We start from the raw sequence: 26,936 nt of genomic DNA on the forward strand, positions 1-26,936 counted from the left end.
GAACTTCCGGAGAAGTCCTGCTGACGCGGCGGCTTGTTTGCCGTTGTTCCGTGTCGATGGAGGCGCATTATAGGGAGTTCTCGAGCGCCCGCAATAGTTAAATTGCAGAAAAATGACTGACTGCTGCATTCCACAGCAAAACGCGGCCTTATACCTTTTTACGCACAGAGTTATCCACACTGCTGCGAAAAATTGAAAATTAACGAGCGATGCGCAAACGTTTTCGTTAAAATGCCTTCGCTTATTATAGGCGGCCCCTCGTGGGGCGTTAGCTGAGTTTTTAGAGAAAAATTCAGCTAACGCTCTCTGTAATGTTCAAATCCCGGGGATTTATACCATGCAACAACGTCCAGTCCGCCGCGCTCTGCTCAGTGTTTCTGATAAGGCCGGTATCGTCGAATTCGCTCAGGCTCTCTCCCAGCGCGGCGTGGAGCTGCTCTCCACCGGCGGTACTGCCCGTTTGCTGGCAGATAAAGGCCTGCCGGTCACTGAAGTCTCCGATTACACCGGCTTCCCAGAAATGATGGATGGACGCGTCAAGACTCTGCACCCGAAAGTGCACGGCGGCATTCTTGGCCGTCGCGGCCAGGATGATGGGATCATGGCTCAGCATGGCATCGACCCTATCGATATGGTGGTTGTTAACCTCTATCCCTTTGCCGCGACCGTTGCCCGCGAGGGCTGCTCGCTGGAAGACGCCGTTGAGAATATCGATATCGGCGGTCCTACCATGGTGCGCTCTGCTGCCAAGAACCATAAAGACGTGGCGATTGTGGTAAAGAGCAGTGACTACGACGCGATTATTAAAGAGATGGATGCTCATGGAGGCTCTCTGACCCTTGAGACCCGTTTCGACCTTGCCATTAAAGCCTTCGAGCACACCGCCGCCTATGACAGCATGATCGCTAACTACTTCGGTAGCCTGGTGCCGGCGTACCACGGTGAAACTAAAGAGCCCGCTGGCCGCTTCCCACGTACCCTAAACCTGAACTTTATTAAGAAGCAGGATATGCGCTACGGTGAGAACAGCCACCAGCAGGCTGCCTTCTATATAGAAGAAGGCGTTAAAGAGGCTTCCGTGGCGACGGCTATCCAGGTGCAGGGCAAAGCGCTCTCCTATAACAACATCGCCGACACCGACGCGGCACTGGAGTGCGTGAAAGAGTTCAACGAACCGGCCTGTGTCATCGTTAAGCATGCCAACCCATGCGGCGTGGCGGTAGGCAGCTCTATTCTCAGCGCTTACGATCGTGCCTATAAAACCGATCCGACCTCGGCCTTCGGCGGCATCATTGCCTTTAACCGCGAGCTGGATGCCGATACCGCCCAGGCGATCATCTCCCGCCAGTTTGTTGAGGTGATCATTGCCCCCTCTGCTACTGAAGAGGCGCTGAAGATCACCGCCGCCAAACAGAACGTCCGTGTCCTGACCTGCGGCAAGTGGGCAGAACGTATTGCGGGTCTCGATTTTAAACGCGTTAACGGTGGTCTGCTGGTTCAGGACCGCGATCTCGGCATGGTCACCAATAAAGAGCTGCATGTGGTTAGCAAGCGCCTGCCGACCGAAGAGGAGATGCGCGATGCCCTCTTCTGCTGGAAAGTGGCGAAGTTTGTGAAGTCCAACGCCATTGTTTATGCCAAAGATAAGATGACCATCGGCATTGGCGCAGGCCAGATGAGCCGCGTCTACTCTGCGAAAATTGCCGGTATCAAAGCCGGTGACGAAGGCCTGGAAGTAAAAGGCTCCGCGATGGCCTCCGACGCCTTCTTCCCGTTCCGCGACGGTATCGATGCCGCGGCAGCCGTGGGCGTGACCTGCGTGATCCAGCCGGGCGGCTCTATTCGCGATGATGAAGTTATTGCCGCCGCCGACGAGCACGGCATTGCCATGATCTTTACCGGTATGCGTCACTTCCGCCATTAATTCACGGAGCAGAGAATGAAAGTATTAGTTATTGGTAATGGCGGACGCGAGCATGCCCTGGCGTGGAAGGCAGCCCAGTCCCCGCTGGTAAGCACCGTTTTCGTGGCTCCTGGCAACGCAGGTACGGCACTGGAGCCGACCCTGCAGAACGTCGCCGTGAGCGCGACGGATATTGCTGGGCTGTTAAGCTTCGCCCAGAACGAGAAGATCGATCTGACCATTGTTGGTCCGGAAGCGCCGCTGGTGATTGGCGTAGTGGATGCATTCCAGGCGGCGGGGCTGAAAATCTTCGGTCCAACCCAGGGTGCCGCCCAGCTTGAAGGCTCTAAAGCGTTCACCAAAGATTTCCTTGCTCGCCATGATATCCCGACCGCAGAGTATGAGAACTTTACCGAAGTCGAACCCGCCCTGGACTATCTGCGCAAGAAAGGCGCGCCGATCGTTATTAAAGCCGACGGTCTGGCCGCCGGTAAAGGCGTCATTGTGGCGATGACTCTGGAAGAGGCGGAAGCCGCCGTGCACGATATGCTGGCAGGCAACGCCTTTGGTGACGCCGGGCACCGCATCGTTATCGAAGAGTTCCTCGACGGCGAAGAGGCGAGTTTTATCGTGATGGTTGACGGCGAGCACGTCCTGCCGATGGCCACCAGTCAGGATCATAAGCGCGTCGGCAACGGTGATACCGGCCCGAACACCGGCGGGATGGGCGCCTACTCCCCTGCGCCGGTTGTAACCAGCGAAGTGCACCAGCGCACCATGGACCGCGTAATCTGGCCAACCGTGAAAGGCATGGCGGCGGAAGGCAATACCTACGTTGGCTTCCTCTATGCCGGGCTGATGATCGACAAAGAGGGCAACCCGAAGGTTATCGAGTTTAACTGCCGCTTTGGCGATCCCGAAACCCAGCCGATTATGCTGCGTATGAAGTCCGATCTGGTAGAGCTGTGCCTGGCCGCCTGTGAAGGCAAGCTCGACGAGAAAACCTCCGAGTGGGACGATCGCGCCTCGCTTGGGGTGGTGATTGCCGCAGGTGGCTACCCGGGCAACTACCGCACAGGCGACGTGATCCACGGCCTGCCGCTAGAGAGCGTCGGCGGTAAGGTGTTCCATGCCGGTACCACGCTTGCTGACGACGAGCAGGTGCTCACCAGCGGCGGACGCGTGCTCTGTGCTACCGCGCTGGGTAACACCGTTGCCGAAGCGCAGAAGAACGCCTATGCGTTAATGGCAGATATTCACTGGGATGGCAGCTTCAGCCGCCAGGATATTGGCTATCGCGCCATCGCGCGGGAAGAGCAGCAGTAACCTCGCCAGGGCGGCCCGGCGCTTGCGCGTCTCCGCCCTGTTTTAACCCCTTCAGAAACTCTTCGCCTGCGGTTGCCAGGTACAAAAGTCCTCGTTTGCCACCAGCAGCAGCTGCGTCCCCTCCGGTGCTTCTAACCATGCAAGACTGACGTCCGCTGAGGAGTGCTGCTGACGACGCTGAATATGGCTCAGCGCCTGCGGTTCAAAATCGGGCTTGATGGTTTGGCCTTCACAGGTGGTGACCGAGCCGTCGTTGTGCCAGCGTCCCTGACGCAGCATTACCTGCCCCTGGCGTAGGGCATCGCTGGTCTGGCGGATCTGGTCGGCGCGATAGCGGTAGAGGGCGATCTGGTCGCTGGAGAGCTGCTGCTTCTGCCCGTTGACTTCTCGCTGCATAAAGCTGAGTTCGCCACGCTCGTCAAAGCGGGCGCGAATATGTTCCGGCGGCGTGCCGTAGACATTGAGTTCGATCAGCGCCAGCCGATCGCCCTGCCAGCGGTATTCGCTGATAGAGGTATCCCCGCTGCGCCACGGGCTAAAGGCCGTGAGGAGATGGACGGCATCTCCGTCGTCCTTACGCCATATGCGCACCGCCCCTTGATCCCCCGCGTAGCCGCTGGCGGTAAAGGGTGGCAGTGAATCATCGTGGCTACAGGCGGTCAGCAACAGCAGGCCCGCCAGCGTCAGGGTGCGACGCCAGACAGACAAAAGGGGCGAAAACGCCCCCTCATCAAAACTGTTCGCTGTCACGCGGTCTTATTTAACTGCGTCTTTCAGAGCTTTGCCAGAAACAAATGCCGGCACGTTAGCTGCGGCGATTTTGATTTCGTTACCGGTCTGCGGGTTGCGGCCAGTACGCTCAGCGCGGTGGTTCACTTTGAAGGTTCCGAAACCAACCAGTTGTACAGCATCGCCTTCTTTCAGAGACTCAGTAATAGCAGCCAGGGTGGATTCCAGGGCAGCTTTCGCCTGTACTTTAGACAGGTCAGCTTTGTCTGCAATTACATCAATCAGTTGAGTCTTGTTCATAAGTTATCCTTACAATGTGTTTATCGCTTGCTAAGCATCGAGTGCGACGAAAATGCCAGAAAAGCACTCTCCTGCATACACGCACCGATAGCCACTTTTTTTCGCCCTCCAAATGTAGACCAGACGGGGGGCCAATGGGAAGCCTTCCAGAGAGACAAAACAGGCGTTAAATCACGTTTTGTTGTCTCATTGCTGCAAAAGTATACCGATATTACTCTCGCCCGCCTCGCGTAAGTCCGCGCGTAGCCCTTTAATCAGCTCAATATCGCGTTCTTCGCAGTCAGCCAAAAGTCGGAATATTTCCCACTGAATATCCCACTCCTGCTCTACGGCCGGGTTCGCTTTCAGCTCATCGTCGGTCATTTCGCGACCTGCCTGGGTCATCTCCAGCATCGCTACCGTGGTGATTGAGGTCTTGCTCACCTCAATGGTGTGCTCCAGGGTCTCACCGCTTAGACGCGAGTGCAGCAGTTCGCTCAACGCCACGCAGGCGTCAATGGCCGGATAGACGCCGTAGAGATCGTAATCGTCAGCCACCGGGATCGCCTCTTCCAGCTTCTCGAGCTGGCTGTCGAAATTCACCTTTGCGTCTTTCACCGTCAGCGTCTCCCAGATCAGGTCAACAATGCGGCGATAAAGCTGCGCGTCACCGAAGCCGGTCTGCTGGCAGAACATGGCGTAGTTCGGATACATGCGCTCGCACAGGCAGGCCATAAAGGTGACGTGCTGCCAGCTCTCCAGCCTCTCCAGGCGCAGGTGAATAGGGTTTTGTAACATGGTGGATTCTCGCTATCGGAAATTAGCCGCAGTGTACCTGAATCAGGGCTGAATTTCCTGCCATCGCACAAATGCCGGACGCCTTGATGCCACGGCATCGGCCCAGCGCGTCGGTTCCGGCAGGCGATAGCCTTGGGTACAGCGCTGCACCCACGCCAGGGCGCTGTCCAGCCCAACGCGATGCCCTGTCGCCACAAACAGCGGATTACAGCGCGCCTTGCTGCGCCATACCCATGCCAGCTGCTCGCCTTTGTCCATCAGCGGTGCGAGCGCCCCCGGCTCAGGCGAGAGCGGCTCAAACTTGCCGCACAGGCGTTTCTTCGCCACCCCGATGGTCGGGACGTCCACCAGCAGGCCAAAGTGGCTGGCGACGCCGAGGCGGCGCGGATGCGAAATACCGTGGCCGTCCACGAACAGCAGATCGGGTTTTTGCGACAGCATCTCCCACGCTGCCAGCAGCGCGGGATACTCACGAAAAGAGAGAAAGCCGGGGATATAGGGCATCGTGGTGGCGATACGTGCAACCTGGTACTCCACCAGCTCCAGCGACGGGTACTTCAGCACCACCATCGCCGCTCGCGTTACTTCGCCACCCTGCTCAAAGCCGACGTCCGCGCCGCCGATAAACGCCGGAGGATCGCTGATAAAACGATCCTCGCGGATCACCGATGAGGCCAGTTCGATTTGTTGAGCGCGTAGCGACGCGAGATCCATATATGCTCCTTAGCGGTGATATTGCTCCGACAGACGATGTACCGCCTCGACAAATGCGCCTGCATGTTCAGGCGGGACATCCTGATGAATACCGTGGCCGAGGTTGAAGACGTGCCCTTCGCCCTGGCCGAAACCAGAAAGTATAGTCGCGACTTCCTCTTCGATACGTGCCGGTGGCGCATAGAGCATCGACGGATCCATATTGCCCTGCAGGGCGACCTTGTGCCCTACGCGACGACGCGCGTCGGTAATATCGATGGTCCAGTCGAGACCCAGCGCGTCACAGCCGGTCTCCGCCATCGCCTCCAGCCACTGTCCGCCGCCTTTGGTAAACAGGGTGACCGGCACGCGGCGGCCCTCGTTTTCCCGCAGCAGGCCGTCGACAATCTTATGCATGTAGTAGAGCGAGAACTGCTGATAGTCGCGCCCGGTCAGCACGCCGCCCCAGGTGTCGAAGATCATCACCGACTGCGCGCCTGCTTTAATCTGCGCGTTGAGATAGAGCGTGACGCTCTTCGCCAGCTTCTCCAGCAGCGCATGCAGGGTTTGCGGCTCGGCATACATCATCTTTTTGATCACGGTGAAGGCCTTGCTGCTGCCGCCTTCCACCATGTAGGTTGCCAGCGTCCACGGACTGCCGGAGAAGCCAATCAGCGGCACCTCGCCCTTCAGCTCGCGGCGGATGGTGCGCACGGCGTTCATCACGTAGCCCAGCTCCTGCTCCGGATCGGGAACAGGCAGGCGGTCAACGTCGGCTTTGCCGGTGATCGGCAGGCTAAAGCGCGGGCCTTCCCCGGCTTCAAAGTAGAGGCCCAGCCCCATCGCATCAGGGATAGTCAGGATATCTGAGAACAGAATGGCGGCATCAAGGGGGTAACGGCGCAGCGGCTGTAGCGTGACCTCACAGGCCAGCTCGGCGTTTTTGCACAGCGACATAAAATCGCCCGCCTGGGCGCGCGTGGCTTTGTACTCCGGCAGATAGCGCCCGGCCTGTCTCATCATCCATACCGGCGTGATATCCACGGGCTGGCGCAGCAGCGCGCGCAGGTAACGATCGTTTTTCAATTCGGTCATTTTGCAATTCCTCAATGCGTCAGACCGTTATTGTAACACGCCGCCTCATGCTTCACTCATACTCTGCCCGACAGAGGGCGACCGTATCCTCAATCAGCCGTCGCGCCACGGTGCCCGGCGGCGGCAGGAGCGGCAGCTGGTCATAGCGATACCAGCCCGCGTCCAGCAACTCATTAGGATCGATGACGATATCGCCGCTGTCATATTCGGCCATAAACGCGGTCATCAGGGATTGCGGGAACGGCCAGGGTTGGGAGGTGACGTAGCGCAGGTTTTTCACCCGGATGCCGCTCTCCTCCATCACCTCGCGGGCAACGGTCTGCTCCAGGGTCTCTCCCACCTCGACGAAACCGGCCAGCACGGTATAGATCCCGTTGCGATGGCGGGTGTGTTGGGCCAGTAAAATATGGTCATCACGGCGGATCGCGACAATGATGCAGGGGGCGATTTGCGGGTAGTAGCGCTCGCGGCAGCCGCCGCAGAGCATCGCCCACTCGGTTTTGCTCGGGTGCATGGTGTGCCCGCAGTAGCCGCAGAACTTATGCGAACGGTAGAACTCCGCCAGCTGTACGCCGCGCCCGGCAAGCTGGAACAGACCCACGTCCTGATCCATCAGCTGGCGTACCGAAGCCATCTCCTGATGTCGGGACTGGCGAACCAGCCACACCGATTCCCCCTGCCATTCGCCGATAATTAACCCGCGCTGGCCCACAAGATCAAAATTTCCTGCCTCACCATGTGGTAATTCTCCAGCGGGCAACCATAATTTTTGTTCATGGCTGACGATCCACCAGCCCTGATCGGTTAATTCGATGACACGTTCCATAATCTGTTGCACTACCTTAGCGACACTGGCATGTTGGTTACATCATTTTTACATATTTTGGGTGAACACTTTTTTAATCTTAAACCACGGAGTTAATCATGCTAAACCACCTGGAAAGCCTGACGGCGCGCGTAGGCGGGACGAATAAACTAGTCGATCACTGGTTACAGGTGCGCAAGCATTTGCTGGTATCATATTACAACCTGGTGGGCATCAAGCCGGGCAAAGAGTCTTATACCGAGCTGGATGAGAAGGCTCTGGACGATTTTTGCCATAATCTGGTCGATTATCTTTCCGCCGGTCACTTTAGTATTTATGAACAAATTATCAGCGAAATGGAAGGGAGCAGCCCACTTTTAGCTGCCACGCAAATCTATCCGCAGCTGGAAGCCAATACTCAGCAGATTATGAGCTACTACGACTCAAATCTTGAGAACGCCATCGACGATGATAACTGCCTGGAGTTCCAGGAAGCGCTGTCCGGCATTGGCGAAGCGCTGGCCGCACGCTTTACGCTGGAGGATCAGCTCATCGTGCTGGCATTCGATTTCAACCTGGCAGAGAGCGCTAACGACGATAGCAACATCGCTCGCCCTGCTTGAGTTCTTAAGCATTAACGCGTAGTTTAATTTACCTACCCCCTGCAAGACGGGGGTTTTTCTTGTCGGAGTGCCGAGTGCGTAAGCACCGGCTGAGACCGTTAATTCGGGATCCGCGGAACCTGATCAGGTTAGAACCTGCGAAGGGAACAAGAGTCAATCTGCTGGCGTGTGCCCCTCTGGGCTACACGCATCCTCTTGCTTCATCCGTCGTTCTGACAAGCCACGTCCTTAACTTTTTATGGAATGAGCTATGTCTGAGTCTGCTACTAAACCTACCCGCCGTGAACAGCGCGCCGCTGCCCAGCACTTTATCAACACGCTGGAGGGCACCACCTTTCCCAACTCAAAACGTATCTATATCCCGGGTTCGCAGAGCGATATTCGCGTGCCGATGCGTGAGATCCAGCTTAGCCCGACGCTGATTGGCGGCAGCAAAGCAGAGCCGCAGTTTGAAGAGAACGAGGCGATCCCGGTATACGATACCTCTGGTCCTTACGGCGATCCGGATGTGGCGATCGACGTAGAGAAAGGGATCGCGAAGATCCGATCCGCATGGATCGCCGCCCGCCCCGGGAAGTGCGTTACCCAGCTACACTACGCTCGCCAGGGGATCGTGACGCCGGAGATGGAGTTCATCGCCCTGCGTGAAAATATGGGACGGGAGCGTATCCGTGGCGAGGTGCTGCGCCGCCAGCATCCGGGGGAAGGCTTTGGCGCACGCCTGCCGGAGAACATCACCCCGGAGTTTGTCCGCGATGAAGTGGCCGCCGGACGCGCCATTATTCCTGCCAACATCAACCACCCCGAATCCGAACCGATGATCATCGGCCGTAACTTCCTGGTGAAGGTCAACGCCAATATCGGCAACTCGGCGGTGACCTCCTCCATCGAAGAGGAGGTGGAGAAGCTGGTGTGGGCCACCCGCTGGGGCGCAGACACGGTGATGGACCTCTCCACCGGCCGCAATATCCATGAGACGCGGGAGTGGATCCTGCGCAACAGCCCGGTCCCGATTGGCACCGTCCCTGTCTACCAGGCGCTGGAGAAGGTCAACGGCATCGCCGAGAACCTCTCCTGGGAAGCCTTCCGCGAGACGCTGCTGGAGCAGGCCGAACAGGGGGTGGACTACTTCACCATCCACGCTGGCGTGCTGCTGCGCTACGTGCCGATGACCGCCAACCGCCTCACCGGCATCGTCTCCCGCGGCGGCTCGATCATGGCCAAGTGGTGCCTCTCCCACCATCAGGAGAACTTCCTGTATCAGCACTTCCGCGAGATCTGCGAAATCTGCGCCGCCTACGACGTCTCTCTGTCGCTGGGCGACGGCCTGCGTCCTGGCTCAATTCAGGATGCCAATGACGAGGCGCAGTTTGCCGAGCTGCATACCCTGGGCGAACTGACCAAAATCGCCTGGGAGTACGACGTGCAGGTGATGATTGAAGGTCCGGGCCACGTGCCAATGCAGATGATCCGTCGCAACATGACCGAAGAGCTGGAGCACTGCCATGAAGCGCCCTTCTATACCCTCGGGCCGTTGACCACCGATATCGCGCCGGGCTATGACCACTTCACCTCCGGCATTGGCGCGGCGATGATCGGCTGGTTTGGCTGCGCCATGCTCTGCTACGTGACGCCAAAAGAGCACCTTGGCCTGCCGAACAAGGAAGATGTGAAGCAGGGGCTAATTACCTACAAAATTGCCGCCCACGCCGCCGATCTCGCTAAAGGCCATCCGGGAGCGCAGATCCGCGACAACGCCATGTCGAAAGCGCGGTTTGAGTTCCGCTGGGAGGATCAGTTTAACCTCGCCCTCGATCCCTTCACCGCTCGCGCCTACCACGATGAGACCCTGCCCCAGGAGTCAGGCAAGGTAGCCCACTTCTGCTCTATGTGCGGACCCAAGTTCTGCTCGATGAAAATCAGCCAGGAGGTGCGGGACTACGCCGCGGCCCAGGCGATCGAGGTGGGTATGAGCGATATGTCGAACGACTTCCGCGCCCGCGGCGGCGAGATCTATCTCAAGAAGGAGGAGGCCTGATGTATCAGCCCGATTTCCCTCCGGTGCCCTACCGTCTGGGGCTCTATCCGGTTGTCGACAGCGTAGCGTGGATTGAGCGCCTGCTGGAGGCGGGCGTGCGCACCCTCCAGCTGCGGATCAAAGATAAGCAGGACCATGAGGTTGAAGCCGACGTCGCGGCGGCAGTGGCGCTGGGCAAGCGCTACGCTGTCCGGCTGTTTATTAACGACTACTGGCGGCTAGCCATTAAACATGACGCTTACGGCGTGCATCTGGGGCAGGAGGATCTGGAGACAACTGACCTTAGCGCAATCCGCAACGCGGGTCTGCGCCTGGGCGTCTCCACCCATGATGATATGGAAATCGACGTTGCGCTGGCCGCCCGCCCCTCCTACATCGCCCTCGGCCATGTCTTCCCGACCCAGACCAAGCAGATGCCCTCAGCACCGCAGGGTCTGGAGCAGCTGGCGCACCACGTTGCCCGGTTAAAAGATTACCCGACGGTGGCTATCGGCGGCATTAGCCTTGCGCGCGCGCCGCAGGTGCTGGCGACCGGGGTTGGCAGCATTGCGGTAGTGAGCGCCATCACCCAGGCAGTGGACTGGCGCAGCGCCACCCGGCAGCTTATCGACCTCGCGGGGGTGGGCGATGAATGACAGCGACTTTATGCGCTACAGCCGGCAGATCCTGCTGGAGGATATCGCGCTTGATGGCCAGCAAAAACTACTCGCCAGTCGGGTGCTGATTATCGGCCTCGGCGGCTTAGGCTCCCCCGCCGCGCTCTATCTGGCGGCGGCTGGGGTTGGGACGCTGGTGCTGGCGGACGATGACGCGGTGCACCTGAGCAACCTGCAACGGCAGATTATGTTCACCACCGACGACATTAATCAGCCTAAAGCCGGCGCCGCCCGCCAGCGGTTACAGCAGCTCAATCCCCACATTGAGCTGCTTACCCTGGAGGCTCGTCTGGAGGGCGAGGCGCTCCGTCAGCAGGTGGTCCAGGCCGACGTGGTGCTCGACTGCACCGATAACATGGTGACGCGCCAGGCGATTAACGCCGCCTGCGTGGCGCTGGACACCCCGCTGATCACCGCCAGCGCCGTGGGGTTCGGCGGCCAGCTGATGGTGCTCACTCCACCGTGGGCACACGGCTGCTACCGTTGCCTGTGGCCGGACGACGACGAGCCGCAGCGCAACTGCCGCACGGCGGGCGTGATAGGCCCGGTGGTGGGAATGATGGGCACATTGCAGGCGCTGGAGGCGTTAAAGCTGCTCAGCGGTATGCAGGCAGCCGAGGGCGAGCTGCGCCTGTTTGACGGCCGCAAGCACCACTGGCGCACCCTCGGGCTACAGCGGGCGGCGGGCTGCCCGGTTTGCGGAGGGCGAGATGCGCATCCTGTTTAATGACGAGCCGATGCAGTGTGCGGAGGCGCTAACCCTGCACGGGCTGCTGGAGCAGCTTAACCAGCTCAAGCCGGGAACGGCGCTGGCGCTTAATCAGCAGGTTATTCCCCGCGATCGCTGGGATCATCATCAACTGCGGGACGGCGATCGGATCCTGCTTTTTCAGGTCATCGCCGGAGGCTGACATGTTACGTATTGCAGATAAAACGTTTGAATCACACCTGTTTACCGGAACGGGCAAGTTTGCCTCATCGCAGCTGATGACCGACGCGATCCGCGCCTCGGGTAGCCAGCTGGTCACCCTGGCGATGAAGCGTGTCGACCTGCGCCAGCGTAACGATGCAATCCTCGCCCCGCTGCTGGAAGCCGGGGTGACGCTGCTGCCGAACACCTCTGGAGCGAAAACGGCCGAAGAGGCGGTGTTTGCCGCCCGGCTGGCCCGCGAGGCGCTGGGCACCCACTGGCTGAAGCTGGAGATCCACCCGGATGCACGCTGGCTGCTGCCCGATCCGGTTGAAACCCTGAAGGCAGCAGAGATGCTGGTCAAAGAGGGCTTCGTGGTGCTTCCCTATTGCAGCGCCGATCCGGTGCTGTGCCGACGGCTGGAGGAGGCAGGCTGCGCCGCGGTGATGCCGCTCGGTTCGCCGATAGGCTCAAATCAGGGCCTGGCCACCCGCGCCATGCTGGAGATCATCATCGCCCAGGCCGGGGTGCCGGTGGTGGTGGATGCCGGGATCGGCACACCCAGCCACGCGGCGGAAGCGCTAGAGATGGGGGCCAGCGCGGTGCTGGTGAATACCGCTATTGCCGTCGCCAACGATCCGGTTGCTATGGCCCGCGCATTCAGGCTGGCCGTTGAGGCCGGTATGCTGGCGCGTCAGGCGGGGCCGGGCGCAGTAAACAGCATTGCCAGCGCCACCAGCCCGCTGACCGGTTTTCTGGAGGCCAGCGTATGAAGACCTTCAGCGACTACTGGCGGCAGCTCGACTGGGAGGATATCCGGCTGCGCATCCACAGTAAGACCCGCGCCGACGTTGAACGGGCGCTGGCGGCTACCCAGCTGACCCGCGATGACATGATGGCCCTGCTCTCACCTGCTGCCAGCGACTACCTTGAACCGCTGGCCCAGCGCTCACAGCGTCTCACCCGTCAGCGCTTTGGCAACGCCGTCGGTCTCTACGTCCCGCTCTACCTCTCTAACCTGTGCGCCAACGACTGCACCTACTGCGGCTTCTCCATGAGCAACCGCATCAAGCGTAAGACCCTCGACGAACAGGAGATCCTGCGCGAGTGCGCGGCGATCCGCGAGATGGGTTTTGAGCATCTGCTGCTGGTGACCGGCGAGCATCAGACAAAGGTAGGAATGGACTATTTTCGCCGCCATTTCCCTGCCATTCGCCGTCAGTTTGCCTCTTTACAGATGGAGGTGCAGCCGCTGTCGCAGGCGGAATATGCCGAGCTTAAAACGCTGGGGCTGGACGGGGTGATGGTCTACCAGGAGACCTATCATGAGGCAACCTATGCTCGTCATCACCTGAAGGGCAATAAGCAGGACTTCTTCTGGCGGCTGGAGACGCCAGACCGGCTTGGCCGGGCGGGTATCGACAGGATTGGCCTTGGCGCGCTGGTGGGTCTCTCCGACAGCTGGCGGGTAGATTGCTACATGGTGGCGGAGCATCTGCTCTGGCTCCAGCAGCACTACTGGCAGAGCCGCTACTCTATCTCCTTCCCCCGCCTGCGCCCGTGTGCAGGAGGCATTGAACCCGCCTCGCTGATGGATGAGCGCCAGCTGGTGCAGACCATTTGCGCCTTCCGTCTGCTGGCCCCCGACGTGGAGCTTTCCCTCTCTACCCGGGAGTCGCCGTGGTTCCGCGACCACGTTGTCCCGCTGGGCATCACCAGCGTCAGCGCCTTCTCAAAAACCCAGCCGGGGGGCTATGCCGACAACCATCCTGAGCTGGAGCAGTTTGCACCGCACGACGGCCGCCGCCCGGAGGAGGTCGCCAGCGCCCTGCTGCGCAACGGCCTGCAACCGGTGTGGAAAGACTGGGACGGCTATCTGGGTCGGACGGATTTAAGGTGAGCAGATTTCGTTCGTAAGAATTGTTTGTGATACTCCACACACAATCAGGGTAAGGCGGTTGTTGAACCAGACGGTGGGATTAATGTTTATTTATCCCATCGTTGTCGAGGCTGACTATGAAAAACATCGTCTTATGCTGTGCAGCGGGTATGTCCACCAGCATGTTAGTTCAACGCATGAAAGATGCGGCGCAGAAGAAAGGCGTCGAGGTTTCTATCAAGGCGGTTCCGGTCTCCGAGTTCAAGGAGAATCTCGCCGAGGCCGATATTATCCTGCTCGGCCCACAGGTGAAGTATGAGCAGGCAAAACTGCAGGCGCAGGCGGATCCGCTGGGCAAGAAGGTCGCAGTGATCGATATGATGGACTACGGCATGATGAAGGGTGACGTCGTGCTGGATAAAGCGCTGAAGCTGCTGGAGTGAACCCTATGGAGGATCTCGAAACTACCATTATGGAGCTGCTGGTTAATGCCGGGGCGGCACGCAGCCAGGCGCTTACCGCATTGCAGCTGGCGCGCAAAGGCGATTTCACGGGTGCAGAGCAGGCGATGGACGAGTCGCGCGAGTTCGTGAAGCATGCGCATAAAATCCAGACCGAGCTGATAGGCCTGGACGAAGGCGTCGGCAAGCTGCCGGTGAATCTGATCACCGTACACTCCCAGGATCACCTGATGAACGCGATGGTGATTCAGGATCTGGCCGGGGATATGATCGAGCTGTACCGACGATTGCCGGTAGCTCAGTAAACAGAGATAAAAAAACCCGCCGAAGCGGGTTTTTTATTAGCGGAAAGCAACGTTAGTCGTTGTCGGAACCGCCCAGGCCTGCGTTCAGCAGCTCTGCCAGGCTGGCAGAAGCGTCTTCAGCAGTAACCTGCGGTGCTGCCGGCAGTTCGCCAGCGGCGCGACGGCGCATACGATCCTGGTGGTACGCATAACCGGTACCGGCCGGGATCAGACGACCCACGATAACGTTCTCTTTCAGACCGCGCAGTTCGTCGCGTTTGCCCGCAACGGCTGCTTCGGTAAGCACACGCGTGGTCTCCTGGAACGATGCCGCGGAGATGAAGGACTCGGTTGCCAGAGATGCTTTGGTAATACCCAGCAGGTCGCGAGCATAGCTTGCCGCGATTTTGCCGTTCGCTTCCAGATCGCGGTTGGCGATCTTAACGCGAGAGTATTCGACCTGCTCGCCTTCCAGGAAGTCGGAGCTTCCCGCGTTGGCGATGGTCGCTTTACGCAGCATCTGACGCACGATAACTTCGATGTGCTTATCGTTGATCTTAACGCCCTGCAGACGGTAAACGTCCTGCACTTCGTTCACGATGTAACGGGTTACCGCATGAACGCCACGCAGACGCAGAATGTCGTGCGGAGCTTCCGGACCGTCGGAAACCACGTCACCACGCTCTACGCGCTCGCCTTCAAACACGTTGAGCTGACGCCATTTCGGGATCATCTCTTCGTACGGATCGCTACCGTCAACCGGGGTGATCACCAGACGGCGTTTACCTTTGGTCTCTTTACCGAAGGAGATAATACCGCTGATCTCAGCCAGGATTGCCGGCTCTTTCGGACGACGTGCTTCGAACAGGTCCGCAACGCGTGGCAGACCACCGGTGATATCCTTGGTACCGCTGGATTCCTGAGGAATACGCGCCAGAGCATCACCTGCACCGATCTGAATGCCATCTTCCAGCTGAACAATCGCTTTACCCGGCAGGAAGTACTGAGCCGGCATGTCGGTGCCCGGGATCAGAACGTCGTTACCGTTAGCATCAACGATTTTCAGTGCCGGACGCAGATCTTTACCACCCGCGGTACGTTCTGCAGAGTCCAGAACCACCAGCGAGGAGAGACCGGTCAGCTCGTCGGTCTGACGAGTAATCGTCTGGCCGTCGATCATATCGGTGAAGCGGATGAAACCAGCCACTTCGGTGATTACCGGCATGGTGTGCGGATCCCAGTTTGCTACGGTTTCGCCGCCAGCAACCTGCTCGCCATCACCCTTGGCCATAACAGCACCGTAAGGCACTTTATAGCTCTCTTTGGTACGACCGAATTCGTCGATCAGCTTCAGCTCGGTGTTACGGGAGGTCACTACCAGTTTACCGGCAGAGTTCACAACCGACTTCGCGTTGCTGAGCTTGATGCTACCTTTGTTTTTCACCTGGATGCTGGATTCAGCAGCCGCACGAGATGCCGCACCACCGATGTGGAACGTACGCATCGTCAGCTGGGTACCCGGCTCACCGATGGACTGTGCTGCGATAACGCCGATAGCCTCACCTTTGTTGATGATGTGGCCACGCGCCAGGTCACGACCATAGCAGTGGGCACACACACCAAAGTCGGTGTCACAGGATACAACGGAACGCACTTTCACAGAGTCAACGGAGTTCTCTTCCAGCAGGTCACACATCTGCTCATGCAGCAGCGTGTTGCGTGGAACCAGAATGTCCGCCGTACCCGGCTTCAGGATATCTTCCGCAGTGACACGACCCAGAACGCGATCGCGCAGCGGCTCTTTAACGTCACCACCCTCGATAACCGGGGTCATGGTGATGCCTTCCAGCGTGCCACAGTCATCTTCGGTAACAACCAGATCCTGCGCGACGTCAACCAGACGACGGGTCAGATAACCGGAGTTTGCCGTTTTCAGTGCGGTATCCGCCAGACCTTTACGCGCACCGTGCGTGGAGATGAAGTACTGGAGTACGTTCAGACCTTCACGGAAGTTCGCGGTGATCGGCGTTTCGATGATGGAGCCATCCGGCTTCGCCATCAGACCACGCATACCCGCCAGCTGACGAATCTGTGCCGCAGAACCACGCGCACCGGAGTCGGCCATCATGTAGATGCTGTTGAAGGAGACCTGCTGCTCTTCCTGACCGTCACGGTTAATCACGGTTTCGGTTTGCAGGTTATCCATCATCGCTTTGGATACACGATCGTTCGCCGCAGCCCAGATATCGATAACTTTGTTGTAACGTTCGCCAGCGGTTACCAGACCAGACTGGAACTGCTCCTGAATCTCAGCAACTTCAGCTTCCGCTTCGCTGATGATCTCGTATTTCTTCTCCGGGATGACCATGTCATCGATACCAACGGATGCACCTGAACGCGCTGCATAAGCAAAGCCGGTGTACATCGTCTGGTCCGCGAAGATTACGGTCGGTTTCAGGCCCAGAATGCGGTAACAGGTGTTCAGCATTTTGGAGATCGCTTTCTTACCCAGCGCCTGGTTGACGATGGAGAAAGGCAGACCTTTCGGCACGATCATCCACAGAATGGCACGGCCAACGGTCGTGTCTTTCAGGCTGGTTTTCGCAACGAATTCGCCGTTTTCATCTTTTTCATACTCGGTGATACGCACTTTAACGCGCGCATGCAGAGAGGCCAGGCCAGCGCGATAGATACGCTCAGCTTCTTTCGGGCCAGTCAGCACCATGCCTTCGCCTTTGGCGTTAACACAGTCACGGGTCATGTAGTACAGACCCAGTACAACGTCCTGAGACGGAACGATGATAGGTTCGCCGTTCGCCGGAGACAGAATGTTGTTGGTAGACATCATCAGCGCACGCGCTTCCAGCTGGGCTTCCAGCGTCAGCGGTACGTGAACTGCCATCTGGTCACCATCGAAGTCGGCGTTGTATGCCGCACAAACCAGCGGGTGCAGCTGGATCGCTTTACCTTCGATCAGAACCGGTTCAAACGCCTGGATACCCAGACGGTGCAGGGTTGGTGCACGGTTCAGCAGTACCGGGTGTTCACGGATCACTTCGTCCAGGATATCCCAAACGACAGCTTCTTCACGCTCAACCATCTTCTTAGCGGCTTTGATGGTGGTGGCCAGGCCACGCAGCTCCAGCTTGCCGTAGATGAACGGTTTGAACAGCTCCAGTGCCATCTTCTTCGGCAGGCCGCACTGATGCAGACGCAGGTATGGACCTACGGTGATTACAGAACGACCGGAGTAGTCAACACGCTTACCGAGCAGGTTCTGACGGAAACGACCCTGCTTACCTTTGATCATATCGGCCAAAGATTTCAGCGGACGCTTGTTAGAGCCGGTGATGGCACGACCGCGACGGCCGTTATCCAGCAGGGCATCTACCGCTTCCTGCAGCATACGTTTTTCGTTACGTACGATGATGTCAGGCGCAGCCAGATCCAGCAGACGTTTCAGACGGTTGTTACGGTTGATCACGCGACGGTACAGATCGTTCAGATCTGACGTGGCGAAACGACCGCCGTCCAGCGGCACCAGCGGACGCAGATCTGGCGGCAGAACCGGCAGAACGGTCAGGATCATCCACTCCGGCTTGTTGCCAGACTGTACGAACGCTTCCAGCAGCTTGATACGTTTGGTCAGCTTTTTACGCTTGGTTTCGGAGTTAGTTTCGTTCAGCTCTTCACGCAGCTGCTCGCACTCCTGCTCCAGATCCATGCTCTTCAGCAGGGCCTGGATAGCTTCCGCACCCATCTTCGCGTCGAACTCGTCACCGAACTCTTCCAGCGCGTCCAGATACTGCTCTTCAGTCAGGATCTGATGACGTTCCAGGTTGGTCATGCCGCCTTCGATAACCACATAGGATTCGAAGTACAGCACGCGCTCGATATCACGCAGGGGCATATCCAGCAGCAGACCGATACGGGACGGCAGCGACTTCAGGAACCAGATGTGGGCAGTCGGAGACGCCAGCTCGATGTGGCCCATGCGCTCACGACGCACTTTAGTCTGGGTCACTTCAACGCCGCACTTCTCACAGATCACACCACGGTGTTTCAGGCGCTTGTACTTACCGCACAGGCACTCGTAATCTTTTACTGGCCCGAAAATACGCGCACAGAAAAGGCCGTCACGCTCAGGTTTGAACGTACGGTAGTTAATGGTTTCCGGCTTCTTCACTTCACCGAAAGACCAGGAACGGATCATGTCTGGCGAAGCCAGAGCAATTTTGATCGCATCAAACTCTTCGGTTTTCGTTTGCGCTTTCAGAAACTTTAATAAATCTTTCACGGATTTGCTCCCGTCGGAGTTAGCACAATCTGGTGCCGGGTGTTACCCCAGCACCAGTGACCTGTTTGAGCGAGAGTTACTCGTCTTCCAGTTCGATGTTGATACCCAGCGAACGAATCTCTTTCAACAGTACGTTGAAGGACTCAGGCATGCCCGGTTCCATCTGATGGTTGCCGTCCACGATGTTTTTATACATCTTGGTACGACCGTTCACGTCATCAGACTTAACGGTGAGCATCTCCTGCAGGGTGTATGCCGCGCCGTATGCTTCCAGCGCCCACACTTCCATCTCCCCGAAGCGCTGACCACCGAACTGCGCCTTACCACCCAGCGGCTGCTGAGTAACCAGGCTGTAAGAACCGGTAGAACGCGCATGCATCTTGTCATCAACCAGGTGGTTCAGTTTCAGCATGTACATGTAGCCAACGGTAACCTGGCGCTCGAACTGCTCGCCGGTACGACCGTCGAACAGCGTGATCTGACCGGAAGTCGGCAGGCCACCCAGCTGTAACAGCTCCTTGATTTCAGACTCTTTCGCACCGTCGAATACCGGCGTTGCGATCGGCATACCTTTACGCAGGTTTTCAGCCAGACGCAGAACTTCTTCATCGCTGAAGGTGTTCAGGTCAACTTTCTGGCGAACGTCAGAGCCCAGATCGTACGCACGCTGGATGAACTCGCGCAGTTTCGCGACTTCCTGCTGCTGCTTCAGCATGGCGTTGATCTTCTCGCCGATACCTTTCGCAGCCATACCCAGGTGGGTTTCAAGGATCTGACCGATGTTCATACGAGACGGTACGCCCAGCGGGTTCAGTACGATATCTACCGGCGTACCGTTAGCATCGTGCGGCATATCTTCGATCGGGTTGATCTTAGAGATAACACCCTTGTTACCGTGACGACCCGCCATCTTATCACCAGGCTGGATCTGACGTTTAACGGCCAGATAGACCTTAACAATCTTCAGCACGCCCGGTGCCAGATCGTCGCCCTGAGTGATTTTGCGGCGTTTCGCTTCGAGTTTTTTCTCGAACTCGTGTTTCAGTTCGTCATACTGCTCAGCCAGCTGCTCCAGCTGATTCTGTTTTTCTTCGTCGGTCAGGCCCAGCTCCAACCAGCGGTCACGCGGCAGTTTGTCGAGCTTCTCAGCTTCAACGCCACCGGACACCAGCACGGCATGGATACGGCTGAACAGGCCAGCTTCGAGGATCTGCAGCTCTTCAGACAGGTCTTTCTTAGCCTGCTTCAGCTGCATCTCTTCGATTTCCAGCGCACGTTTGTCTTTCTCTACGCCATCGCGAGTGAAGACCTGAACGTCGATAACCGTACCGGAAACACCGTTTGGTACGCGCAGAGAAGAGTCTTTAACGTCAGACGCTTTCTCACCGAAGATCGCACGCAGCAGCTTCTCTTCTGGGGTCAGCTGGGTTTCACCTTTCGGCGTTACCTTACCTACCAGAATGTCACCGCCGGTCACTTCTGCACCGATGTAAACGATACCGGATTCATCCAGTTTAGAGAGCGCAGCTTCACCCACGTTCGGGATGTCAGCGGTGATCTCTTCCGGCCCCAGCTTGGTGTCACGAGACACGCACGCCAGTTCCTGAATGTGGATCGTGGTGAAACGATCTTCCTGGACCACACGCTCGGAAACGAGGATGGAGTCTTCGAAGTTGTAACCGTTCCACGGCATGAACGCGACGCGCATGTTCTGACCGAGCGCCAGTTCACCGAGGTCGGTAGACGGGCCGTCAGCCAGCACGTCGCCGCGCTCAATTGGCTCACCCAGAGAGACACACGGCATCTGGTTGATACAGGTGTTCTGGTTAGAACGGGTGTACTTGGTCAGGTTGTAGATGTCGATACCCGCTTCGCCCGGGTACATCTCGTCATCGTTAACTTTGATAACGATACGGGACGCATCCACGTACTGAACGGTACCGCCACGTTTAGCTACCGCAGTTACACCGGAGTCAACGGCAACAGCACGTTCCATACCGGTACCTACCAGCGGCTTATCAGCGCGCAGGGTCGGAACCGCCTGACGTTGCATGTTCGCACCCATCAATGCACGGTTGGCGTCATCGTGTTCCAGGAACGGGATCAGGGACGCACCGACGGAAACCACCTGCTGGGTGGAAACGTCCATGTAGTCAACCTGGTCGTTGCTGAACAAGCTGGATTCGCCTTTGCTACGGCAGGTAACGAGGTCATCAACAAAGCGACCCTCTTCGTCCAGGTTGGTGTTCGCCTGGGCGATAACGTAGTTACCCTCTTCGATAGCAGAGAGGTAATGAATTTCATCGGTCACAACGCCGTCGGTGACTTTACGGTACGGCGTCTCAAGGAAGCCATATTCGTTAGTCTGTGCATACACGGACAGGGAGTTGATCAGACCGATGTTCGGACCTTCAGGCGTTTCGATTGGACATACGCGACCGTAGTGGGTCGGGTGTACGTCTCGAACTTCAAAGCCTGCGCGCTCACGGGTCAGACCGCCCGGGCCGAGTGCAGAGATACGACGCTTGTGCGTGATCTCAGACAGCGGGTTGTTCTGGTCCATAAACTGGGACAGCTGGCTGGAACCAAAGAACTCTTTCACTGCCGCAGAGATCGGCTTGGCGTTGATCATATCCTGAGGCATCAGGGTATCGAGGTCGCCCAGAGAGAGACGCTCTTTCACCGCACGCTCTACACGCACCAGGCCAACGCGGAACTGGTTTTCCGCCATTTCGCCTACGGAACGGATACGACGGTTGCCGAGGTGGTCGATATCATCCACTTCGCCAATACCGTTACGGATACCGATGAGCTTTTTCATCACTTCGATGATGTCATCTTTGCTCAGGATACCGGAACCTTCGATCTCGTCGCGCAGCAGAGAACGGTTGAACTTCATACGACCAACCGCAGAGAGATCGTAGCGGTCTTCGGAGAAGAACAGGTTCTCGAACAGGCTTTCTGCAGCTTCACGGGTCGGCGGCTCACCAGGACGCATCATACGGTAGATCTCTACCAGCGCGCTCAGGCGATCGGTGGTTGGGTCGACACGTACGGTTTCGGACATGTACGGACCGTGGTCCAGATCGTTGGTGAACAGCGTTTCGATACGCTTGTGGCCTGCCTGGCTCAGCTTAGCCAGCAGATCCAGAGACAGCTCCATGTTCGCCGGGCAGATCAGCTCGCCGGTGGAGGTATCAACGTAATCTTTAGCCGCGACTTTGCCCGCGATGTATTCAACCGGTACTTCGATGTGTTTGATCTCATCTTTTTCCAGCTGGCGAATGTGGCGCGCGGTGATACGGCGGCCTTTTTCGACATACACTTTGCCGTCGGCTTCGATATCAAACGAGGCGGTTTCGCCACGCAGACGCTCCGGGACCAGCTCCATCTGCAGCTTGTTGTCACGGATTTCGAAAATAACTTTCTCAAAGAACAGGTCAAGGATCTGTTCAGTGGTGTAGTTCAGCGCGCGCAGGATGATGGTCGCAGGCAGCTTACGGCGACGGTCGATACGCACGAACAGGTTGTCTTTCGGGTCAAACTCGAAGTCCAGCCAGGAGCCGCGGTAAGGAATGATGCGCGCGTTATACAGCACTTTACCTGAAGAGTGCGTTTTACCTTTGTCGCTGTCAAAGAATACGCCAGGACTACGGTGAAGCTGAGACACGATGACGCGCTCAGTACCGTTAATAACAAAGGTACCGTTATCGGTCATGAGCGGAATTTCGCCCATGTAAACTTCTTGCTCTTTGATGTCTTTAACGGTGCCTTCCGGCGCTTCGCGCTCGTAGATCACCAGGCGCAGTTTTACGCGCAGCGGTGCCGAGTAGGTCACGCCGCGGATCTGGCACTCTTTCACATCAAAGACAGGCTCGCCCAGACGGTAGCTGACGTATTGCAGCTCTGAGTTACCGCTGTAGCTTGTGATCGGGAATACGGAACGAAACGCCGCTTCCAGACCATACTGTCCTTCAGGATCTTGCTCGATAAACTTCTGGAACGAGTCAAGCTGGATAGAAAGGAGATAAGGAATGTCCAGTACTTGCGGACGCTTTCCAAAATCCTTACGAATACGTTTTTTCTCGGTATAGGAGTAAACCATTAGGGTTCCTCAGCTCGCTGACAAGTCGACCCATCTGCCCGACGACGGGGGCAGTTTGTGCAACACTATTTTGTTGACCGGAAAGTGGAGCACTTTCCGCAATGCCTGTTGCTATCACGCTTAAACCATTTCGTCACGATTTACACAGCGCGGGCGCGCTGTCGCAATATATTAAGTCGTCGATAGAAACAAGCATTGTGAAGGAAATCAGTAGCCAAACAGTGTGAAACGCTACTAACACCCTACAGCGCAAAAAGGCTGGTGACTAAAAAGTCACCAGCCATCAGCCTAATTTCTCAGGCTGCAACCGGAAGGGTTGGCTTATTTAACTTCAACTTCAGCGCCAGCTTCTTCCAGAGATTTTTTCAGTGCTTCGGCGTCATCTTTGCTGATGCCTTCTTTCAGAGCGGCAGGAGCAGATTCTACCAGGTCTTTAGCTTCTTTCAGACCCAGGCCAGTTGCGCCACGTACTGCTTTGATAACAGCAACTTTGTTAGCGCCAGCAGCTTTCAGAATTACGTCGAATTCAGTTTTTTCTTCAGCAGCTTCAGCCGGGCCAGCAGCTACAGCTACAGCAGCAGCAGCGGAAACACCGAATTTTTCTTCCATTGCAGAGATCAGCTCTACAACGTCCATTACGGACATAGCGGATACTGCTTCAATGATTTGATCTTTAGTGATAGACATTTAAATTGTTCCTGAATATCAGAATAAGTTTATACGTAAGCGGATGCTTGATAAAGATAACTGCGATTAAGCAGCTTCTTTCGCATCGCGTACAGCAGCCAGAGTGCGAACCAGTTTGCCTGCAGAGGCTTCTTTCATGGTTGCCATCAGGCGTGCAATTGCTTCTTCGTAGGTCGGCAGGGTTGCCAGGCGATCGATCTGCGATGCCGGGATCAACTCACCTTCAAAGGCTGCGGCTTTGACCTCAAATTTTGCATTCGCTTTCGCGAACTCTTTGAACAGACGAGCAGCAGCGCCCGGGTGTTCCATAGAGTATGCAATCAGGGTCGGACCAACGAACGCGTCTTTCAGGCACTCGAACTGAGTACCTTCAACAACACGGCGCAGCAGGGTGTTACGAACAACACGCATGTATACGCCGGCTTCGCGACCTGCTTTACGCAGTTCGGTCATTTTATCTACGGTAACGCCACGGGAATCCGCAACAACCGCAGACAGCGCGCCTTTGGCTACTTCGCTGACTTCAGCAACAATCGCTTGTTTGTCTTGAAGATTTAAAGCCATTAGCTTTGCTCCTGGATGTTTGCCAGAGCTCATGCTCTGGAACTCACTTCACTCCCCTCAAAGAAGGGAGCGTCTAAATACGGTGAGCAGAAACAAGCCAAAGATACTTAAAAAATGTCTTCAGGTTCTGTCACCGTCTACGCAGGGAATTAAGTCTCTTACGAGGCACCTGCGGTCTTGGACGGAGGCCTGGATTAGGCCAGGCTCCAACCGAAAATCTTTCGTGGGCGAAGATTGTAGACAAATCCACCGCCCACGTAAAGGCGAATATTAGTTCGCCGCTGCGCTCAGACCAGCCTGGTCAACCGCAACACCTGCACCCATGGTGGTGGAGATGCTAACTTTCTTGATGTACACGCCTTTCGCCTGAGTCGGTTTTGCTTTTTTCAGCGCAACCAGCAGGGCTTCCAGGTTTTCTTTCAGTTTGTCAGCGTCAAAGTCCACTTTACCGATGGTGGTGTGGATGATGCCGTTTTTGTCGTTACGGTAACGAACCTGACCTGCTTTCGCGTTTTTAACCGCTTCAGCAACGTTAGGGGTTACGGTACCGACTTTCGGGTTCGGCATCAGGCCGCGCGGGCCCAGAACCTGGCCCAGCTGGCCAACAACGCGCATTGCATCCGGGGAAGCAATAACAACGTCAAAGTTCATTTCGCCTTTCTTAATCTGGTCAGCCAGATCTTCCATACCTACCAGCTCTGCGCCAGCAGCTTTAGCTGCTTCGGCGTTCGGGCCCTGGGTAAATACGGCTACGCGTACGGAACGACCGGTACCGTTAGGCAGTACGGTTGCACCACGAACGTTCTGGTCAGATTTACGAGCGTCGATGCCGAGGTTAACAGCAACGTCAACGCTTTCGTTGAATTTAGCGGTGGCCAGCTCTTTCAGCAGAGCAATGGCTTCGTTGATGTCGTACTGTTTGGTCGCATCAACTTTCTCACGGATCACACGCATGCGCTTGGTCAGTTTAGCCATTTCTTAACCCTCCACTACCAGGCCCATGGAACGTGCAGTACCTTCGATGGAGCGAGTCATCGCTTCAACGTCAGCACCAGTCATGTCCGCAGCTTTAGTCTGTGCAATTTCTTGCAGCTGAGCGCGAGTAATCGTACCCACTTTGTCTTTGTTCGGCTTGCCGGAACCAGACTTGATACCCGCCGCTTTCTTCAGCAGAACTGCTGCCGGAGGCGTTTTGGTAACGAAAGTGAAAGAACGGTCAGCATAAACGGTAATAACAACCGGAATCGGCAGACCTTTCTCGATGGAATCAGTTTTGGCGTTAAACGCTTTACAGAATTCCATGATGTTAACACCCTGCTGACCCAGAGCCGGACCAACCGGTGGGCTCGGGTTTGCCATGCCAGCTGCAACCTGCAGCTTGACGTAGGCCTGGACTTTCTTAGCCATGTTTAAATCCTCAGTTTGGGTAATAGCGCTTCAACGAAGCTCCCCGTGATAAATAGTGTTTTACGGGTACGTGACCCATAAAAACAAAAGGCGCGAAATTGTAGTCCAATCTCGCGCCTTGTGCAACGGGTAAATCGTTGCTTTTTTGATCGCCTGGGTTATTAGGCTTTTTCGACCTGGCCGAAGTCCAGCTCTACCGGGGTCGCACGACCGAAGATAGAGACGGATACTTTCAGGCGGGACTTCTCATAGTCCACCTCTTCCACCACGCCGTTAAAGTCAGCAAACGGACCGTCGTTAACACGAACCATTTCACCCGGCTCAAACAGCGTTTTCGGACGCGGCTTATCGCCAACCTGCTGCAGGCGGTTCATGATAGCGTCAACTTCTTTGTCGCTGATCGGGGCCGGACGGTCTGACGTACCGCCGATAAAGCCCATCACGCGCGGCACGCTGCGCACCAGGTGCCAGCTCGCGTCGTTCATGACCATCTGGACCAGAACGTAACCCGGGAAGAACTTACGCTCGCTTTTGCGGCGCTGGCCGCCACGGATCTCGACCACTTCTTCGGTCGGCACCATGACTTCACCAAACAGCTCTTCCATATTGTGTAATTTGATATGCTCACGCAGCGACGTTGCTACGCGGCCTTCAAAACCGGAAAACGCCTGAACGACGTACCAGCGCTTTTTAGGGGCTTCAGACATCTCAGAACCTCAGGCCAGTGATAAAGGATACCAGGCGAACCAGAATACCATCCAGTCCCCACAGGATAAGTGACATAACAGCGGTCACTGCGGCCACAATCAGTGTAGTGTGCAACGTTTCCTGGCGAGTTGGCCAAATCACTTTACGGACTTCGGTTCTCGCTTCACGGGCAAAAGCAACGGTCGCTTTACCCTTTGTCGTCAACAGCGCGACACCACCCGCTGCAGCAATAAGAATTACTACTGCCAGCGCGCGTAACGGCAGCATCATGTCACGATAGAGGTAGTTGCCTACGATAGCTACGATCAGCAATACAGCAACGGCAACCCACTTCATCGCTTCCAGGCCGCGCCCGCTCCCTTGAGCTTCGGTATTCGCACTCATAAACCAACCTGTCACAAGAATTCAGAAAAACATTTTGCCCCGCGGACGCGAGGCAAACCTAACCGAAATGCTCCGGCTCTTACGCCATCTACAGAGCCTGTCTCAGCAATGATTATGACAAAAAAAATCACTGATGAGCCAGGTTCTGGTTCGAAAGCGTGCAAAAAGGGCATCAAATGATGCCCTTTTCATGCGCATTGCGTCAAATGTTATCAGCGATTAGCTGAGAACTTTAGCAACAACGCCTGCGCCAACGGTACGGCCGCCTTCACGGATTGCGAAACGCAGACCGTCGTCCATCGCGA

The 26,936-nt window shown here is 56.8% G+C and carries 26 protein-coding genes and 1 riboswitch; of the genes, 11 read left to right on the forward strand and 15 right to left on the reverse strand.

All coding sequences use genetic code 11. The features are described from left to right. Window positions 1-337: 337 nt before the first annotated feature. Window positions 338-1,924: a bifunctional phosphoribosylaminoimidazolecarboxamide formyltransferase/IMP cyclohydrolase gene (gene purH, locus RTP97_RS17325; RefSeq protein ID WP_312415887.1), complete on the forward strand. Its 1,587-nt coding sequence runs from the start codon at window positions 338-340 to the stop codon at window positions 1,922-1,924. Window positions 1,925-1,939: 15 nt separating this feature from the next. Then, window positions 1,940-3,229: a phosphoribosylamine--glycine ligase gene (gene purD / locus RTP97_RS17330; protein WP_312415890.1), complete on the forward strand. Its 1,290-nt coding sequence runs from the start codon at window positions 1,940-1,942 to the stop codon at window positions 3,227-3,229. Window positions 3,230-3,280: 51 nt separating this feature from the next. On the opposite strand, the gene RTP97_RS17335 is transcribed toward purD, so the two are convergent. From RTP97_RS17335 to nudC, 6 genes are all read right to left on the reverse strand, one after another. Continuing rightward, window positions 3,281-3,979: a DUF1481 domain-containing protein gene (locus RTP97_RS17335; RefSeq protein ID WP_312415893.1), complete on the reverse strand. Its 699-nt coding sequence runs from the start codon at window positions 3,977-3,979 to the stop codon at window positions 3,281-3,283. 6 nt (window positions 3,980-3,985) lie between these two features. Next, window positions 3,986-4,258, reverse strand: a complete 273-nt coding sequence (gene hupA / locus RTP97_RS17340) for a nucleoid-associated protein HU-alpha (protein ID WP_032615913.1) — start codon at window positions 4,256-4,258, stop codon at window positions 3,986-3,988. 186 nt (window positions 4,259-4,444) lie between these two features. Continuing rightward, window positions 4,445-5,035: a YjaG family protein gene (locus RTP97_RS17345; protein WP_312214456.1), complete on the reverse strand. Its 591-nt coding sequence runs from the start codon at window positions 5,033-5,035 to the stop codon at window positions 4,445-4,447. 42 nt (window positions 5,036-5,077) lie between these two features. Next, window positions 5,078-5,749, reverse strand: a complete 672-nt coding sequence (gene nfi, locus RTP97_RS17350; RefSeq protein ID WP_312415896.1) for a deoxyribonuclease V — start codon at window positions 5,747-5,749, stop codon at window positions 5,078-5,080. Window positions 5,750-5,758: 9 nt separating this feature from the next. Then, window positions 5,759-6,823 (reverse strand): uroporphyrinogen decarboxylase, encoded by a 1,065-nt coding sequence (gene hemE, locus RTP97_RS17355; RefSeq protein WP_312415899.1) that lies wholly within the window; start codon window positions 6,821-6,823, stop codon window positions 5,759-5,761. Window positions 6,824-6,875: 52 nt separating this feature from the next. After that, window positions 6,876-7,649 (reverse strand): NAD(+) diphosphatase, encoded by a 774-nt coding sequence (nudC, locus tag RTP97_RS17360; protein WP_312415902.1) that lies wholly within the window; start codon window positions 7,647-7,649, stop codon window positions 6,876-6,878. 98 nt (window positions 7,650-7,747) lie between these two features. On the opposite strand from nudC, the gene rsd reads away from it, so the two are divergent. From rsd to RTP97_RS17405, 9 genes are all read left to right on the forward strand, one after another. Continuing rightward, window positions 7,748-8,251, forward strand: coding sequence for a sigma D regulator (gene rsd, locus RTP97_RS17365; protein ID WP_312415905.1), 504 nt, complete (start codon window positions 7,748-7,750; stop codon window positions 8,249-8,251). A 53-nt stretch (window positions 8,252-8,304) separates the two neighbouring features. Further along, a riboswitch (TPP riboswitch) is annotated at window positions 8,305-8,414 on the forward strand. A gap of 87 nt (window positions 8,415-8,501) precedes the next feature. Continuing rightward, on the forward strand, window positions 8,502-10,289 hold the full coding sequence (gene thiC, locus RTP97_RS17370) for a phosphomethylpyrimidine synthase ThiC (RefSeq protein WP_312415907.1): 1,788 nt from the start codon (window positions 8,502-8,504) through the stop codon (window positions 10,287-10,289). Further along, window positions 10,289-10,924, forward strand: a complete 636-nt coding sequence (gene thiE, locus RTP97_RS17375) for a thiamine phosphate synthase (RefSeq protein WP_312415909.1) — start codon at window positions 10,289-10,291, stop codon at window positions 10,922-10,924. Before thiC ends, thiE begins: the two co-directional genes overlap by 1 nt. Next, window positions 10,917-11,672, forward strand: coding sequence for a HesA/MoeB/ThiF family protein (locus RTP97_RS17380; protein WP_312415911.1), 756 nt, complete (start codon window positions 10,917-10,919; stop codon window positions 11,670-11,672). The genes thiE and RTP97_RS17380 overlap by 8 nt, the downstream gene beginning before the upstream one ends. Continuing rightward, window positions 11,656-11,856: a sulfur carrier protein ThiS gene (thiS, locus tag RTP97_RS17385; RefSeq protein ID WP_103821849.1), complete on the forward strand. Its 201-nt coding sequence runs from the start codon at window positions 11,656-11,658 to the stop codon at window positions 11,854-11,856. Before RTP97_RS17380 ends, thiS begins: the two co-directional genes overlap by 17 nt. Window position 11,857: 1 nt before the next feature. After that, window positions 11,858-12,628 (forward strand): thiazole synthase, encoded by a 771-nt coding sequence (gene thiG, locus RTP97_RS17390; RefSeq protein WP_312415913.1) that lies wholly within the window; start codon window positions 11,858-11,860, stop codon window positions 12,626-12,628. Next, window positions 12,625-13,755: a 2-iminoacetate synthase ThiH gene (gene thiH / locus RTP97_RS17395; RefSeq protein ID WP_312415915.1), complete on the forward strand. Its 1,131-nt coding sequence runs from the start codon at window positions 12,625-12,627 to the stop codon at window positions 13,753-13,755. The genes thiG and thiH overlap by 4 nt, the downstream gene beginning before the upstream one ends. A 116-nt stretch (window positions 13,756-13,871) precedes the next feature. Next, window positions 13,872-14,177, forward strand: a complete 306-nt coding sequence (locus tag RTP97_RS17400) for a PTS sugar transporter subunit IIB (RefSeq protein ID WP_312229977.1) — start codon at window positions 13,872-13,874, stop codon at window positions 14,175-14,177. 5 nt (window positions 14,178-14,182) lie between these two features. Then, window positions 14,183-14,500 carry a PTS lactose/cellobiose transporter subunit IIA gene (locus RTP97_RS17405; RefSeq protein ID WP_312214476.1) on the forward strand — a complete coding sequence of 106 codons (318 nt, stop codon included), beginning with the start codon at window positions 14,183-14,185 and terminating at the stop codon, window positions 14,498-14,500. A gap of 52 nt (window positions 14,501-14,552) precedes the next feature. On the opposite strand, the gene rpoC is transcribed toward RTP97_RS17405, so the two are convergent. The 9 genes from rpoC to RTP97_RS17450 form a co-directional block, all read right to left on the reverse strand. After that, window positions 14,553-18,776 (reverse strand): DNA-directed RNA polymerase subunit beta', encoded by a 4,224-nt coding sequence (gene rpoC / locus RTP97_RS17410; RefSeq protein WP_103821844.1) that lies wholly within the window; start codon window positions 18,774-18,776, stop codon window positions 14,553-14,555. A 76-nt stretch (window positions 18,777-18,852) separates the two neighbouring features. Then, window positions 18,853-22,881, reverse strand: a complete 4,029-nt coding sequence (gene rpoB / locus RTP97_RS17415) for a DNA-directed RNA polymerase subunit beta (protein WP_312415917.1) — start codon at window positions 22,879-22,881, stop codon at window positions 18,853-18,855. A 321-nt stretch (window positions 22,882-23,202) separates the two neighbouring features. Beyond that, window positions 23,203-23,568, reverse strand: coding sequence for a 50S ribosomal protein L7/L12 (gene rplL, locus RTP97_RS17420; RefSeq protein WP_003033114.1), 366 nt, complete (start codon window positions 23,566-23,568; stop codon window positions 23,203-23,205). 66 nt (window positions 23,569-23,634) lie between these two features. After that, window positions 23,635-24,132 carry a 50S ribosomal protein L10 gene (rplJ, locus tag RTP97_RS17425; protein WP_002438625.1) on the reverse strand — a complete coding sequence of 166 codons (498 nt, stop codon included), beginning with the start codon at window positions 24,130-24,132 and terminating at the stop codon, window positions 23,635-23,637. 270 nt (window positions 24,133-24,402) lie between these two features. Continuing rightward, the gene (gene rplA / locus RTP97_RS17430) at window positions 24,403-25,107 is read right to left on the reverse strand and encodes a 50S ribosomal protein L1 (protein WP_103821842.1); all 705 of its coding nucleotides are present in this window, start codon (window positions 25,105-25,107) and stop codon (window positions 24,403-24,405) included. Window positions 25,108-25,110: 3 nt separating this feature from the next. Beyond that, window positions 25,111-25,539 (reverse strand): 50S ribosomal protein L11, encoded by a 429-nt coding sequence (rplK, locus tag RTP97_RS17435; protein ID WP_042395618.1) that lies wholly within the window; start codon window positions 25,537-25,539, stop codon window positions 25,111-25,113. 161 nt (window positions 25,540-25,700) lie between these two features. Beyond that, a complete protein-coding gene (gene nusG, locus RTP97_RS17440; RefSeq protein WP_007665882.1) occupies window positions 25,701-26,246 on the reverse strand; it encodes a transcription termination/antitermination protein NusG in 546 nt (181 codons plus the stop codon). Between the two features lies 1 nt (window position 26,247). Then, complete coding sequence (gene secE, locus RTP97_RS17445) at window positions 26,248-26,631, reverse strand: preprotein translocase subunit SecE (protein ID WP_014068449.1); 384 nt, start codon at window positions 26,629-26,631, stop codon at window positions 26,248-26,250. A gap of 219 nt (window positions 26,632-26,850) precedes the next feature. After that, window positions 26,851-26,936, reverse strand: an 86-nt coding sequence (locus RTP97_RS17450) for a hypothetical protein (protein WP_000740161.1), incomplete at its 5' end; no start/stop codon positions are given.

Source organism: Pseudescherichia sp., assembly GCF_031998825.1.
In the GTDB taxonomy this organism is placed as follows: Bacteria; Pseudomonadota; Gammaproteobacteria; order Enterobacterales; family Enterobacteriaceae; genus Pseudescherichia.